This window comes from Psychrobacter sp. JCM 18902 (assembly GCF_904846615.1).
Lineage (GTDB): Bacteria > Pseudomonadota > Gammaproteobacteria > Pseudomonadales > Moraxellaceae > Psychrobacter.
This window is the reverse complement of record NZ_CAJHBK010000001.1, coordinates 2,044,699-2,059,448: the sequence shown is the minus strand read 5'-3', so window position 1 is coordinate 2,059,448 and position 14,750 is coordinate 2,044,699. Positions and strand designations below refer to the sequence as shown.

Below are 14,750 nucleotides of genomic sequence, written 5' to 3'. Positions count from 1 at the left end.
AATGACCGTATTGAAAGTCAGTAGCAAGTTTAATTTTTTGATTGGGCGCACTATGTCAGACACTGTAACGATTACTTCAGCAAAAAACTCATCTCATAAACTATCTAATAACCTGCCTAACAAGACGGCAATCGATACTGCCACGCTATTGATTAAATGCCGTGACCAAGCCGGTATCGTGCAAGCGGTATCTGAGTTTATTCATCGCTATGGTGCTAATATTATCACTCTCGATCAGTATTCAACTGCTCATGAGGGTGGTCAATATTTTATGCGTTTAGAGTTTGCTTTGGCAGGATTGAGCGAGATCATTGAGAATTTTGAAGCCAGTTTTGCGCATACGGTAGCCAAGCGCCATAACATGGCTTGGCGTTTACATGATAATGCGATTAAGACGAAAGTTGGCATTTTAGTATCAAAGTTTGATCATGCATTGTTGGATTTGTTATGGCGGCATCAGCGAGGTTTACTTGACTGCGAGATTACCTCTGTCGTTAGTAATCACGAAGACTTGCGCCAATCGGTAGAGAACTTCGGTATTACTTTCCATCATGTGCCAGTGACCAAAGACAATAAAGCTGAGGCAGAAGAGCAGATTCATACGCTGATGGCAGGCAATGATTTGCTAGTGTTGGCGCGTTATATGCAGATATTGTCGTCTGATTTTGTCAAGCGTTGGCCGATGCAAGTCATCAATATTCACCATTCGTTTTTGCCTGCATTTGTGGGAGCTGACCCTTATCGTCAAGCTTATGATAAAGGTGTGAAACTCATCGGCGCGACTGCGCATTACGTCACCGCTGAGCTTGATCAAGGTCCTATCATTGAGCAAGATGTACACCGAGTCACTCACCGTCAAGGTGTGACGGAGCTGCGCGCTATTGGTCGTGATATCGAGCGTAATGTCTTGGCACGCGCTGTAAACTGGCATGTACAAAACCGCGTGATTGTAGCGGGTAATAAAACCGTGGTTTTTAATTAGCCTTTAATTAGAGCGATTTCAAATTGAGAAGTGCTGGTTAACAGAAGGTTAAAAAAAGCCGTGAGTATTATTCATTAATACTCACGGCTTTTTTCTGGACCTATTGGGGTTGCAGCGCTGATTTTATATCAGCATCTCTAACACAAACTTGCTGCCCACAAAGCCAATGGCTAATAGGATAAAAGCATAGATAGTCATATTGGCGGCACGTTTGCCCCGCCATCCAGCACGCCAATTACCGACCAGTAGCGCCCCAAACAATAACCAAGACAGTAGGCTAAACACGGTCTTATGCACAATATGCTGCGCCATCAAATCCTCTACATAGATAAAGCCAATGCCCAATGCGATACTCAGCAGCACAAAGCCGACCAATAACATATCGAATAATAGACTCTCCATACTTTGTAGTGACGGTAGTTTATTGACCCAAAAGCGATGAATAGAGTGGTGCTTGAGTTCGCGTATTTGTAGGCGCAAAAATAGCGCTTGCACCGCTGCCATCAGCAGCACACAATAGGCGGCAAGTGACAGTAATATATGAGCTTCAAGCCCAATACTGATATTTGTAATGGGTTGATAAGGCGCACGGCCAATATAGCCAATTGTCAACCCTACCAATGCTGTTGGCGCTGCCAGTATGCCCAGACTAACAATGGGGCGATATAAACAAAATAAAAAATAGAAGAACAAAAAGAACAAGCTGATTAGGCTAATGATATTAAAAAGATTGAAATTTAGCCCGTAAAGCGTCACAACATAAGGATAAAGTAGCGCCGCATGCGCGAGCATGCCGACCATCAATAATCCCAAACTGATGCCTTTATGGATAGGCTTATCCCGAGTCAGCGCCCAACTAAGGTAAGCGCTGACTAAGATATAGGCTAGGCTAGCAAGTAAGAATGCAAAGTGCACAGATAGAATGCCTCATCTCATACTGAGCGTAAAATAGCCGCTCAATTTAATGCTAAAGTGGTATTATCGGAATGATTAGAATAATCGTCCAATTTATCATAAAATGGGTGCCAATTGAGCACCAACTTGCTTATTCCTTATAAATGCTTGGCCAAGTTTGCTTGAATAAGCGCTCATATGCCTAGCTTATAAAGCGATTGTCTATAAGTCATAAAGCGCTGCGCCAAGCTTCGGTAATGCTGTATTTGCAAAATTATTATAATTTTGGCGTCGTCTTGGTGCTATATTATTGATAATAGACTATTTTTTATCATTGTTTTTATAAAGATACGATTAAATACTTTACAGTATTCCCTAATAATGTTTATCCGCCATTTAAGCTGAAGCCAGTTTTAGTTAAGTATTGTTTTAAGTAAGTATTATTTTAAGTAAATATTGTTTTCACCAAGAATTATTTTAACTGAGAGTTATTTATGTTTGATACCTTAACAGAACGCTTATCGTCGAGCCTGCGCAATATCGTCGGTACTGGGCAGTTGACCGAAGACAACATCAAAGATACCCTGCGTGAAGTACGTATGGCGCTGCTAGAAGCCGACGTCGCGCTACCCGTCACCCGTGACTTTGTAAAGCGCGTCAAAGAACAAGCGCTTGGCGCAGAAGTACTCAAAGAGTTGGCGCCAGGACAAGCGTTTGTAAAAATCGTCCACGATGAGCTGACCGAAATGATGGGCAGCGCCAATCAGCAGCTTGAGATGACGGGTAAACCGCCTGTTGTTTATTTATTAGCGGGTTTGCAAGGTGCGGGTAAAACCACCACGGCTGGTAAATTGGCGAAGTTTTTACAAGAGCGTCATAAGAAAAAAGTCATGTTGGTCTCAGCTGACGTCTACCGCCCAGCGGCAATTGCTCAGCTTGAGCAAGTGGCAGGGCAAGTAAATGCCAAGTTCGTCAATTCAAGTAGCGACGAAAACCCGATTGATATTGCCTTACGTGCTATCGAAGAAGCAAAGATTCAGTACCAAGATATTTTGATTATTGATACCGCTGGTCGTCTGGCTATCGATGAGACTATGATGGCTGAGATTAAGGCGTTAACTGTAGCAGTCAATCCTTCTGAAACCTTATTCGTCGTCGATGCGATGACTGGTCAAGATGCGGCAAATACTGCTAAAGCCTTTAATGATGCGCTGCCATTAACGGGTGTGATTTTAACTAAGACTGATGGTGATGCTCGCGGCGGTGCGGCACTTTCTGTACGTGCGATTACTGGTAAGCCGATTAAGTTTTTAGGTCGCGGTGAAAAATTAGACGCGTTAGAGCTGTTCCATCCTGAACGTATCGCTCAACGTATTCTTGGTATGGGTGACGTACTGAGTTTGGTCGAAGAAGTTGAACAAAAAATCGACCGTGATAAAGCCGAAAAAATGGCTAAAAAGATGCAAAAAGGCGGCGATTTCGACCTTGAGGATCTATTGACCCAGTTTCAACAAATGAAAAGCATGGGCGGCATGGCAGGCTTCTTAGATAAGATGCCAGGTATGGGCGGCTCGGATATGCAAAAAGCGGTCGAAGATGCTAAGCCAGAAGAAAAAGTACGTGAGATGGAAGCGTTGATTAATTCGATGACGCCATTTGAGCGCAAAAATCCTGATAAAATTAACCCAAGCCGTAAGCGCCGTATTGCCGCAGGTTCGGGACGTGAGATTCAAGACGTCAATCGTTTGCTTAAACAACACAAGCAAATGGCAAAAATGATGAAAATGATTTCCAAGCCTGAAGGCATCAGTAAAATGATGAAATCGATGCAAGGGTTGATGGGTGGTGGCGGTGCTGGTGGCGGTCCTTTATTTGGTGGCGGCGGTCAGCAAGGCGGCGTCAAGGATGTGAATCCACAACAAATGGCTAAGCAGATGGGTCTAGATCCAAACAACATGCCAAGCACCGAAGAGATGCAAAAACAAATGCAGGAAATGCAGAATCAAGCGCCAAAAAAGTTTAAAACCCGTTTTTAATTGATAGATGCTTAGATTGCTATAGTATTGAATTCTTAATGAAAACCCCAAGGTGCAAGTCGCTTTGGGATTTTTTATGCCTGTCATGTTCCCATAAATATTGATGGATTAAGTATGAAAATTTAGAAATTAATAAAATTTGCCTATCCTAAATGCTATGATAGGCGCTGTTTTATAATGCTAAGTGAATAGGCCGAGGTTATGATGTTTTTAGCAATGGATACCGTGTTTGATCAGTGTTCGATCGCGATTTTAGATGCCAGTGGTCAAGTGCTATCGAGTCATACGGAGACGGGTAAACGCCAGCAAACCCAGCAAATTCTACCGATGATTGACGCCGCTTTGTCCGAGGCTAAGCTCAACCTTGCTGATTTACAAGCCTTGATATTTAACCGTGGTCCTGGTGCCTTTAGTGGCATACGGATTAATACGGCAGTAGTACAAGCATTGTCTGTCGCCCATGATATTCCTTGTGTCGGAGTCTCAAGCCTACAAGCGATTGCGCAAGCGGCGTATCAAAAATATGGTGTGACCGAAGTGTATAGCGCCCTTGATGCGCGTATGCAGCAAGTTTATTTTGGGCAATATGTGCTAATAGACAACCTTATGCAGGCGGTTAAGCAAGAAAATGGCGAAGATACCGAGCAGTTGCTCGATTATGACAGCCAGACAGTGCTTAATATTCCCATTGCTGGCAATGGTGCGCCGTTATTAACATTACATGACGGTCAGATCATTCAGGCAGATATTCACCCTGATGCTACTGTGATAGGGCAGCTTGGTATTGCTCAATTTATGGAGACAGGCGGCACAGAAGCCTCGCAAGCGTTACCAAAGTATCTGCGTAATCAAGCGTGGAAAACGCTAAAAGAGCAAGGTAAGGCGTAACCATCATATTCATGCCAGCCATTATCAGTGCTATATAAAATATAAAAACACTCTAAAACGCTATTAGCCAATAGATCCATATTTAGGAAAGCCATCGTGGATATCATTTTATTAATTCAAGCTGTTATCATGGGTATCGTTGAAGGTATCACTGAATTTTTACCCATCTCTAGCACTGGCTACTTGATTTTATCAGCGGATTTGCTGGGCTTTTGGACCAAAGAAAAAGTTGATTTATTTGTGGTAGTGGTGCAGCTTGGCGCTATCTTAGCGGTCATTTATGATTATTGGGACAGACTATGGCAAGCGCTTATGGGTCTGCTGACAGGTAAAGCTGAAGGCATGAGTAATCCACGCCAGCTAGGACTTAGCTTGATTGTGGCGACTATTCCGGTGATGATCGTTGGCTTCACCTTCGCGGATGAGATTAAATCATATTTATTTAATCCTATCGTCGTGGCAATTATGCTGATTATCGGTGGTTTATTGATATTCTATGTAGAAAATCGCCCTAAAACGATTATTGCGCAAGAAGCAGAAGACGTCAATCTAAAAACCGCGTTGATGATTGGTCTGCTGCAATGTCTGGCATTGATACCGGGAACATCACGCTCAGGCGCAACAATTATCGGCGCGCTATGGCTCGGCGTTTCACGTAAAGCTTCCGCTGAATTTTCTTTCTTTTTGGGTATTCCAGTCATCGTGGGCGCGGCATTATTGGATTTGCTAAAGCATCATGACGTATTGACCAATAGCGAGGATTGGCTGGTATTAGGTATAGGTACGGTGGTGTCATTTATCGTCGCCTTACTCTGTATCCGTTTGCTAGTAGAATGGGTCAGTCGTCGTGATTTTAAAATCTTTGCGTGGTTACGCATTATTACTGGCATCATTGTATTAATAGCGGCTTGGGGTTTTGGTTATCAAATGGCAGGCTAGAGCCGATTGTAGGATGAGTCTATAAGCCGCGAATAGGAAAGTAGAGATGACCGCTTCACGCCAAGGGTTCAAAGAGAGTAGTAACATTATGCACTGCCAACTATACTATGTCAGCGAGTCGCAGCATAGTCAGGTCGCAGATATACAAGCGCTGATAGTCGCACATCAGCTGCCCATTATTTTACACCTTGAGCTGTTTACCGATAAGCTTAGTCAAAAATGTCGCCAGCAGTTAAGCCAGACAGCTACCCAACCTATTTTGTTGTTGGATGAAAAAAACAAGCTATCATGGCTGAGTGACGGGTTAAGCGTTGCACCAGAATGGGATAAGCTGCAACGCCGTGTGGTGAGCGCGGGGCGTAAGTCTGAGCTATTATTACAAGCAGTCAAAATCACATCTGACAGTCAGGTTATCGATGCCACAGCAGGCTTTGGTCATGACAGTTTGATATTAGCCAGTACGGGCGCACAGGTCATTATGCTCGAGCAGCAGCCCTTGATGGCATTGTTATTGTTAGTAGAGCAGCAGCGTATGAGTGGGCTAGCAAATTGGCAAAAGCTGATGAGCCGTCTGCATATTATCAATACCGATGCGCTTGGCTATTTTGCAACTCTAGCAGCAGATGCGATAGATGACACTAAAGAAATCGATATGAAAGCAGTCGATGTGGTGTATCTGGATCCGATGTTTCCGGAGGACAGTTATCAAGATAGCAAAACGGGTAAAGGCGCTAAAGTGGGCAAGCACATGCAAGCCTTACACCAATTGGCTAGCCCACCAACGCTAGAACAAGAAGAACAGTTGCTACAAAGTGCGCAAGCAGTCGTCCGTCAAAAGGGACAAAACACAAACACACAGGGGCGCGTGGTCGTTAAGCGTCCGCAATTTGCGCCGTTACTTGCGCATCAACAACCAAGTGAGAGCTGGCATAACGAAGCGGTACGCTTTGATGGTTATTTTGTTTAATAGCCATTTCTCATCATAATAAATGCGCCTAGCGATTGAACTTAGCGATTGGACTCAGTTATTGAGCTTAGAGTGCGCAGTTAGCAACTCTATATTTGTAAAATTTAGAGTGATTGGATTTAGGAGCAGGGAATGTCGACGTTAATTATTTGGATTATGGGTGCAGGATTATTATTAATAAACATTATTTTGCGCACCCGAATATTAAGGCTAGAAGCCCGTTTAAAAGAGTTCAGTCGTCCTGAAGATTATGTGGCATTTTTGCGTCAACAAGCCGCACAAAAAGACAAAATCCCTGCTATTAAAGCTTTACGTAAACAATATCCTGAGCTGTCGCTCATCGAGGCCAACAAATTGTGGCAGCAAATTCAGTAGCTCGCCAATGTATTAATAATTCAATGTAATAGCACTTCATATAAGAGCTGCCGAAAAAGTAGGCAAACACGCACAAAAAAACCTTCTATTAATGATAATAAAAAGCCATGACATTTAACGACAAACTACAAGCTTACCTGCAGCTGACGCGCTTTGATAAACCAGTAGGTATTGAGCTATTATTATGGCCAACGCTATGGGGCGTAATGCTGGCGGCGATGGGTCAAGCGCAACAGCAAGGTTCAAGTGCAGGTCTACCAAGTCTTAAGATGTTGGTGATTTTTGCGCTGGGCGCGATTTTTATGCGGGCGGCAGGTTGCGCGATCAATGATTTTGCCGATCGTAAGGTCGATGGTCATGTGACCCGCACCAAAGGCCGTCCATTAGCTGATGGGCGTCTGTCTGCTAAAGAAGCAATCGCTGCTTTTTTAGTATTGGTATTACTCAGTGCCAGTTTGCTGTTCTTTTTGCCGATAACCGTATTTTACTGGTCGCTTGGCGCAGTGTTATTGGCATTCATTTATCCATTTATGAAGCGTTTTACCCATTTGCCGCAAGTGTTTTTAGCAGCGGCTTTTGGTTGGGCGATACCGATGGCGTATGTGGCGATACAAGGCGCGCCTGATATCTGGTGTTGGTTGTTGTTTATTGCTTATATGTGTTGGACCGTGGCTTATGATACCCAATATGCTATGGCTGACCGTGAAGATGATTTAAAAATCGGGGTAAAATCAACGGCGATATTATTTGGTCGCTATGATGTGATTATTATCTCGCTGCTACAAACATTGTTTTTGCTTATCATGGGCGCGGTCATTTGGCATTACTTTGCACCGACAAGCTTAGGCCTGACGCTAGTATTTGGCTTGGCGTTAGTGGCGATGATGTTTGCTAAGCAAAATAGCGCTTGTGCTACTCGTAATGCAAGAGCCTGTTTTCAGGCGTTTTTAGCTAATATATGGGTAGGGCGTTACGTCTTTGCTCTCATTGCAATCGCTTGTCTATGGACGACTTTTAATGGATAACTTCAAAAAGCTCTCAAAGTCAAAAGCGAAAAAATCTTCTGATGCCACTGCACCTGTCATCGATTATCAAGCAAAGCTAGCTGAGCATGGGCTAACACGCGAACAAGTGATCGCCACCGAGCGTAAATTGGCTAAGTTTGCTAATACGATGGATTCGCTGGTACGTGTGCCTTTTACCAAACAAGGCATGGGTGCAGATGCGGCGCTTTCGACGATTCCGCTGGCAGGAGATTTAGCGGGACTGGCTTTAACCAGCTATGCTTTTGTATTAGGGCGTCAGCTAGGTGTGCCAGCGCATAAAATGACGCCTGCGGTCAGACTGGCACTCATTGATATGGTCGTTGGTATCGTACCGGGTATTGGCACGCTGCTCGATATTTTTATTCGCCCCAGTCGTAAGACTTTAGGCATCGTGCATGAGCATCTGCACGATGAATATGGCATTACTGAAACGATGCACATGGATCGGCCGTTTTTGCATCAATCGCTAGAAGATAAGCAACGTAGCCGTTTTGGCGCTTTTTGGCACAATCCTATCATTGCATGGCTGTATTTGCACATTCCTGATCTGTTGGGACTAATCGTTATTGTGGTGGTTGGTTGGGGACTGTGGGCAGTAATCAGTTGGCTGGTCAGTCTGTTTGGCAAAGTAACTGGATTTGGTTAGAGAAAAGTTAATAGCATTAAAAAGGTGGCCAATATCATAAATATTTGCCGCCTTTTTAATACTCAAGAGATTTCTTTTATGTAACTTTTTAAAGGTTCTAAGCTATATTTTTTAATCAATTACTCAGTGATGACTTCTGCTTCGGCACTGACTGCATCAAAGCTAGTGACTTTATTATTTTTAATAAAATCAATACTGCCGCCACCCGCATGACTGACCAGCTCGATGCTGCCATCGCTTGATCGATAAGTCGGGTTATTGCCTTGACCTTCAGGTGCACTTAGTGTCATTTTTGGTTTGTTCGGTAGGCTAATGATAGCGTTGAGTACGCCTGCTGCTGAGGTTTCAAAAACGACCGAGAGTGATTCACCAGCCGCATTTTTATAACGGACATCAGTAATTTGCGCGCCTTTAATGGCTTGTTCTGGATTTGGTGCTGGGGCAGTATTGTTTGCTGCCGAGCCTGTTGCACCAAGGTCATTTTCTAGCTCAGTTAAGCTTACATCTTGTTCTGAGCTTACTTCAGAATTTGCGATATCATCACCATTATCAGCGGTCGTATCAACATTAATATTGCTAGTCACGGGTGTGGTTTGTACTGCCGCTTCAGAGATTGTTTCGTTATCTGTCTCAGGTTCTGGTGTTTTTTGGCAAGCACTCAATAGTGAGATACTTAAAAAAATAGCAAAAATTGCCTGAAAATAGGGTTTTGATTTTGCAATTGTAAGAGCATCGATTTTCATAATCATACGGCTACCCATTGGCAGAGTTTTTGTTTAAATATAGTGAACGACGTAGACTTATTTATCACTCAAAGTCAAATATGACCGTCATTTGCTATTACTATCAATTTCTTGCTTGCTATCTACAGGCATTATTATTTCAGTTTTAGATTGTCGGCCGCCATACCGCTTTCTTTATACACGTCATCTAAGTATCGACGGCTGGCAAGTAGCTTGTCTACAACGCCACTTTGGCTTTGAATATTGAGCTTTTGAGAAAAGTCTAAAATCGAGTTTAATTGATCTAATACCATGTCATAGCTGGTATTTTGTTTGTCGGTATCAATAATGACTGTTTTGGCATAATGTTGATCGAGGCTAAGGTAGTCACCAATCAATTCTGGAACACGTGTGGTGATGAGTTTATTGAGAGTAAATAGCTGTGATTCAGTGATTTCTTCATGATGGGTGGACTCATATTGTTGTCCAATATCATCCATCACAGATCGAAACGCCTTAGGTACTTGCTCGTCATAAAGTAGCTTGATAAAAGGATGTCGAGCTGAAAAATTAATCATGCTGAGCCCATTAGCTCGCTCATGATTTACCTCGTTGTTTACCGCCATATCTGCTTTAGACTGGGTAGCGACAAGATTCGCAGAAGCTAAGTATTCTTGATGCCGCTGTATAGAAGCAATCTGTGTGTGCTTAGACTTTTCTTTCATCACAAAAAATATGGGCACAATAACAATTAGGCTAAGCAAAATGAGTAAGGTAAAAAAAGACATGTCGGGACTCTGTCATAAAAAATGCTATTTATCTAAAAAAAGTTTTTAGATTACAATATAGCATGCTTGTGTTATGTTAAGGCAAAATAGCGGTCGATAAAAGTTGTATCTCGCTACTGTTTATCTCGCTATTATGTATCTTACCACTATATATCTTACGACTATATATCTTACGACTAAGTGCTTGCCTATTTCTAATTAAGGAAGATGATGAATAATGACACGATTACTAAGAGTCAGCTAGCCGCTTATAAACCAACTACTGCTTACGTCGGGACTTCTTGGGCGGTGATGTTGGTGGGTGTCCTAGCGTATTTACTTGGCTTATGGAATGCACAGAGTATGTTATTAAATGAAAAAGGCTATTATATAGCGGTGTTGGCGCTAGGTCTTTATTCAGCAATTAGCTTGCAAAAAACCCTTCGTGATCGTAGTGAAGGTATTCCAACAACCAATATGTATTATCTAATCAGCTGGGCGGCTCTTGGATTATCCATTGCGCTAATCGCTATTGGTTTGATGAATGCGGGAAGTTTAAGCTTAAGTGAAAAAGGCTTTTATATGATGGCATTTACCATGAGTTTATTTGCTGCAGTGACCATTCAAAAAAACACCCGTGACGAAGCACAGATTCGCACTTTAACTGCCCCAATGATTACGACTGATACTCAAAGTAGTACTAAAATTGGTCATCAAGAGTCCCGCGACTCTGACACTGGAAAATCACTTTTTGGTGCGGTTAGATCTAGAATGGAAGGCAGTGATTAAACCTTTGACTAAAAATCTCAAGTAAGCGGTGTTTGTAAACGCGTACGATTTGGCGACAGGCGCGCAAGCATCGCTGTTGATAAGGGGGCAAATGCTCCTAACATCATATCTGTTAATGCTTCAGCACATATTGGTGCGATTGCATATCCCTTAGCTCCCATGGCACTCATTACCCAAGTTCGTTTACTATCTGCTAGTACGCCAACGATAGGATGGTAATCAGGTGTTTGCGTGCGAATACCCGCCCGTCCTTGCCACAAACTAATATCTGTTGGAATAATCGAGTCCATCTCAGGAATGGCAGTCACTAGTTTGTCGCGGCTAATCTGATGCTCTTCTGTGCGGATATCTATGTCGGTATCATTGCGTATAAAGCTTGCGCCTAATAAAAACTGAGAGTGCTGTTCTACAACATCGTTCAATTGTGCATCGCCTGTTTGCGCGGTAAATAACGCACAGTAACCGCTGTATTTAAGCGGTATTTTGGGCAATATGGTGAGCTGCTCGGTTGTGGGCGTAAACCAAGAAAGCTGACCGCGAATTTTACGACAATCAAAAATACGCTTGTCCAGTTGATTACTCTCAAAAGCTGCGCAAATGACCACATTATCAGCGCTAATGGATATCGTCTGCTTATCCTGATTATTGCCCTCGATACAAACACTTTCTTCTGTTTCGCTAATACTCTTTACCTCTACTTGCTGAAAGTGGATGAGCGGATGCATTAGGATAGTATCTTTTAATGCTTGTGGATTGACCAAGCCAGACTGTGGTAAATACAAGTTCTCTGATAAATCTTGTGTTTTTAACCCGCTGACAGTTTGCGCCTGCTCATGGGATAGTGTGGTGGCCATCTCATCGGGATAATCAGCGATTTGCTCTGTGCCAATATTGGCTTTCATAAGTAGATCAAGAGCGCCCGTTGGTTCAAGTATTGGCACAAATTCTAATTTTTCAGCGTCTACATTTAGGCATCGATATAGCCTGCTGCTATAGAGATAGCCTATGGTATGCAAATGTTCGTCGACATGATGAATGGGCGTCATCTTGGGGGCAAGTAGGGCGCGAGGGTTGCCTGATGCGCCCGCCAAAGGTGCTGATTTATCTAGCAAAGTCACTTGAATACCACGATTGGCCAGTGACCAAGCCGTTAATAGCCCCGAAACGCCAGCGCCAATGACAATGCTATGGGCGGGCAGGTTGTCAGTGGGTTTGGCTGATTGGCTATCGTTGTCGGGCGCGGCGGTGCTAGTATTATTGTAAGAGATTATGTCTTTGCTATTTGTGTCTTTACTATTGTTTTCATTATTATTGTCAGTTAAATTTATGGTATCCAGCATGATCGCCGTTAGCATCTCGTTCTTACGACCAAAGCCTTTCACTTTTTTAATCTGAAAGCCACAATCTTGCAGCGCACGTTTGACGATACCGGCACAGCTATAGGTGGCAGCAGTTGTATTGGGTCGTGATAAACGCTGTATTTGTGCAAAAATACCATCCGCCCACAAGGTACTATTGCAAGAGGGCGCAAAACCATCTAAAAACCAAGCGTCAACATAAGGTGCATGCGAGCTAGAAGAGTTATTTGCCAGTTTGGTTAAGCTCTCAGCTGCGTCACCCAACCATATATCAACGGTCAAATTATCATCAAAGAAACTCAAACGATGACAGCCCGCAATAAGAGGCGGATAGGCCGCTAATAATAGCTCAATCAGTGTTGTCAATTCAGGCGCGCGCTGTCCCCATAAGGCAAGTATTTGGGTAAGGTCGGTACGAGGTATCGGGAACTTTTCAGTGGTAATAAAATGCAGTTTTGCAGTTGCTAATTGAGGGTGTATATCCCGCAGCTGTCGCCATAGCTGCCATGTAGCGAGAAAATTCAGTCCAGTACCAAAGCCCAATTCAGCAACCGTAAAGCATTGCTTTGGTGCAAGATTGGTCAGTCGTTCAGGCAATTGATTGTGTGTCAAAAACACATGACGCGATTCCGCTAAACCATCAGCATTTGAGAAGTAAACATCACCAAACTCACCCGATACAGGCACTTTATTACCCGTATCATCCATCTGCCAATTAATTTTGGCAGGGGTGATATTTGATGAGTGAATGCTTAGTGACTGAGTGTTTTTAGAGGGTGTCGACGATGTATCAGTATCTTTTGATTCGAACGTGGATTTAGACATAGACAGTCACATAAGATAAATCAATAAAAAGCGCGTGGTACTAGTTACCAGCGTTCACGGCGGACAAACACCAACCAAGAAACAAAAATACCAACCAACAAACTAATTAAGACAGTAAATGCACCGTATAAAAAAAGCTGACCTTTGCTCTCGTAGACCAAAACATTCACTTGAGTTTGCAAGTCATTCAACTCGCGCTGCAACTGTGCATTACGGCTTAATAGCTGCTGATTGGCATCGGATAACGCCTTATCAGATGGTTGTAATTGCGCCGCCAATGTATCGCTGATATTCATCACTGAGTTTTTTGTTGGCTGAGCGGTCGATATTGGTTGAGCTGGAACGGGTGTCGTGAGTGTTAGATCAGCCACATCGATAGCCGTCACCGTCGGCGCAGCCTGTGCTGAAACAGTAGCCATAAAAATCATACTAACAATGCTACGCTGATAAGAGCGACTTTTTAACAAAGATAGGCACTGAATCACGATTTTGCTACTTTAACTGATGCGCTGTCATCCGCTTTTGGCAATGTATGGATAAAGGGTTTGATATCTACGTGACTGTACACGCCATCACGTAAGTAAGGCTCATCGTTTGCCCATGCTTGCGCTGCTTCTGCAGAGTCAAAGTCAGCAATAATTAAGCTGCCTGACATCTCGCCTTTGCCATGCTCGATGGGTGTTGGACCAGCGATAATCAGTCGATTGTCATGATCTAAAGCTTGCAAGCGTTCGACATGTTCAGCGCGGGTAATCTGACGTTGTGCGCTGCTATTGGCCACGTCATGACCAATAATGGCAAATAAGGACATGAGACTTCCTCGATTAATAAAAATTATGATTAATTTAAAGTGTTTTGCTTAATGCGCCCGAGCTAATTGCGATTAATGATTGTCGCTATTGGCATTTAGAAATAGTATTGGCTTTATTATAAAATGATAAATTGAGTATTATTTGACGGTTTTATCCGTGAGCGCAGGGTTGAGGTGCTTTTTTAATACGGCAAACTGGGCGATGACGAATACCAACATAATCGGAATCCAGCCATAAGTTTTAAAGTTAATCCATGCCTCATCTGACATCGTAAACGCTGTGATATAATGCAGTATGCCCATAAAGGCGAAGAATAGTGCCCAAGCGAGAGTGAGTTTTTTCCAACCACTCATCGTCAGCAAAAAAACATCTTTCATCGCCAGTTGCATCAGTGGTTTATTAATCGCAGCACTGACTAAAAGTGTTAGTGCAAAGATACCGTTGATAATGGGTGACTTCCAACGCAGATAGATATCATCACGCAATAATAAAGTACCACCACAAAACAAAATGGTTAATAGTAAGACAACCCATTGCTGTTTATCAAACGTGCCTTTTTGGCGAATAAAATGAATGGCATAAACGATGATGGTGGCGATAAGCAACGCACCTGCCCCCGCTAGGATACCACTGTAGCGAGCAGCAATGAAAAAGGCAATTAAGGGAATAAAGTCTAATAAAGCTTTCATAGCAAAGGGGATGTC

At 43.1% G+C, this 14,750-nt stretch carries 16 protein-coding genes; 9 read left to right on the top strand and 7 right to left on the bottom strand.

The genetic code is table 11. From position 1 onward, the window contains the following. Nucleotides 1-52 precede the first annotated feature (52 nt). Entirely contained in the window at nucleotides 53-982 is a 930-nt protein-coding gene (purU, locus tag JMY05_RS08460; protein ID WP_227678148.1) for a formyltetrahydrofolate deformylase, read from the top strand. 123 nt (nucleotides 983-1,105) lie between these two features. Here the strand turns inward: purU and JMY05_RS08455 are convergent, their stop codons facing one another. Continuing rightward, nucleotides 1,106-1,897: an inner membrane protein YpjD gene (locus tag JMY05_RS08455; protein WP_055124689.1), complete on the bottom strand. Its 792-nt coding sequence runs from the start codon at nucleotides 1,895-1,897 to the stop codon at nucleotides 1,106-1,108. 473 nt (nucleotides 1,898-2,370) lie between these two features. Here JMY05_RS08455 and ffh point away from each other — a divergent pair, with 473 nt between their 5' ends. The 7 genes from ffh to JMY05_RS08420 all read left to right on the top strand — a co-directional run bounded on the left by ffh (nucleotide 2,371) and on the right by JMY05_RS08420 (nucleotide 8,773). Continuing rightward, nucleotides 2,371-3,912 carry a signal recognition particle protein gene (gene ffh / locus JMY05_RS08450; protein ID WP_045444257.1) on the top strand — a complete coding sequence of 514 codons (1,542 nt, stop codon included), beginning with the start codon at nucleotides 2,371-2,373 and terminating at the stop codon, nucleotides 3,910-3,912. A gap of 204 nt (nucleotides 3,913-4,116) precedes the next feature. Continuing rightward, nucleotides 4,117-4,800, top strand: a complete 684-nt coding sequence (tsaB, locus tag JMY05_RS08445; RefSeq protein WP_045444638.1) for a tRNA (adenosine(37)-N6)-threonylcarbamoyltransferase complex dimerization subunit type 1 TsaB — start codon at nucleotides 4,117-4,119, stop codon at nucleotides 4,798-4,800. Nucleotides 4,801-4,896: 96 nt separating this feature from the next. Then, complete coding sequence (locus JMY05_RS08440) at nucleotides 4,897-5,739, top strand: undecaprenyl-diphosphate phosphatase (protein WP_198329454.1); 843 nt, start codon at nucleotides 4,897-4,899, stop codon at nucleotides 5,737-5,739. Nucleotides 5,740-5,785: 46 nt separating this feature from the next. Beyond that, complete coding sequence (locus JMY05_RS08435) at nucleotides 5,786-6,706, top strand: class I SAM-dependent methyltransferase (protein WP_227678146.1); 921 nt, start codon at nucleotides 5,786-5,788, stop codon at nucleotides 6,704-6,706. A 132-nt stretch (nucleotides 6,707-6,838) separates the two neighbouring features. Next, nucleotides 6,839-7,081, top strand: a complete 243-nt coding sequence (locus tag JMY05_RS08430) for a hypothetical protein (RefSeq protein WP_045444258.1) — start codon at nucleotides 6,839-6,841, stop codon at nucleotides 7,079-7,081. 107 nt (nucleotides 7,082-7,188) lie between these two features. Beyond that, on the top strand, nucleotides 7,189-8,106 hold the full coding sequence (gene ubiA / locus JMY05_RS08425; RefSeq protein WP_045444261.1) for a 4-hydroxybenzoate octaprenyltransferase: 918 nt from the start codon (nucleotides 7,189-7,191) through the stop codon (nucleotides 8,104-8,106). Next, complete coding sequence (locus JMY05_RS08420) at nucleotides 8,099-8,773, top strand: DUF4112 domain-containing protein (RefSeq protein ID WP_045444263.1); 675 nt, start codon at nucleotides 8,099-8,101, stop codon at nucleotides 8,771-8,773. Before ubiA ends, JMY05_RS08420 begins: the two co-directional genes overlap by 8 nt. Nucleotides 8,774-8,892: 119 nt before the next feature. On the opposite strand, the gene JMY05_RS08415 is transcribed toward JMY05_RS08420, so the two are convergent. Further along, on the bottom strand, nucleotides 8,893-9,522 hold the full coding sequence (locus JMY05_RS08415) for a hypothetical protein (RefSeq protein WP_227678145.1): 630 nt from the start codon (nucleotides 9,520-9,522) through the stop codon (nucleotides 8,893-8,895). Between the two features lie 128 nt (nucleotides 9,523-9,650). Beyond that, nucleotides 9,651-10,283 (bottom strand): hypothetical protein, encoded by a 633-nt coding sequence (locus tag JMY05_RS08410; protein ID WP_045444265.1) that lies wholly within the window; start codon nucleotides 10,281-10,283, stop codon nucleotides 9,651-9,653. 207 nt (nucleotides 10,284-10,490) lie between these two features. On the opposite strand from JMY05_RS08410, the gene yiaA reads away from it, so the two are divergent. Continuing rightward, nucleotides 10,491-11,051, top strand: a complete 561-nt coding sequence (yiaA, locus tag JMY05_RS08405; RefSeq protein WP_227678144.1) for an inner membrane protein YiaA — start codon at nucleotides 10,491-10,493, stop codon at nucleotides 11,049-11,051. A gap of 17 nt (nucleotides 11,052-11,068) precedes the next feature. Here yiaA and mnmC read toward each other — a convergent pair whose 3' ends face one another. From mnmC to ispZ, 4 genes are all read right to left on the bottom strand, one after another. Next, complete coding sequence (gene mnmC / locus JMY05_RS08400) at nucleotides 11,069-13,234, bottom strand: FAD-dependent 5-carboxymethylaminomethyl-2-thiouridine(34) oxidoreductase MnmC (protein ID WP_201614818.1); 2,166 nt, start codon at nucleotides 13,232-13,234, stop codon at nucleotides 11,069-11,071. 44 nt (nucleotides 13,235-13,278) lie between these two features. Next, complete coding sequence (locus JMY05_RS08395; RefSeq protein ID WP_227678143.1) at nucleotides 13,279-13,653, bottom strand: hypothetical protein; 375 nt, start codon at nucleotides 13,651-13,653, stop codon at nucleotides 13,279-13,281. A gap of 62 nt (nucleotides 13,654-13,715) precedes the next feature. Beyond that, on the bottom strand, nucleotides 13,716-14,045 hold the full coding sequence (locus JMY05_RS08390; protein WP_045444270.1) for a YciI family protein: 330 nt from the start codon (nucleotides 14,043-14,045) through the stop codon (nucleotides 13,716-13,718). 138 nt (nucleotides 14,046-14,183) lie between these two features. Then, nucleotides 14,184-14,735 (bottom strand): septation protein IspZ, encoded by a 552-nt coding sequence (gene ispZ / locus JMY05_RS08385; protein WP_045444273.1) that lies wholly within the window; start codon nucleotides 14,733-14,735, stop codon nucleotides 14,184-14,186. Nucleotides 14,736-14,750: the final 15 nt, after the last annotated feature.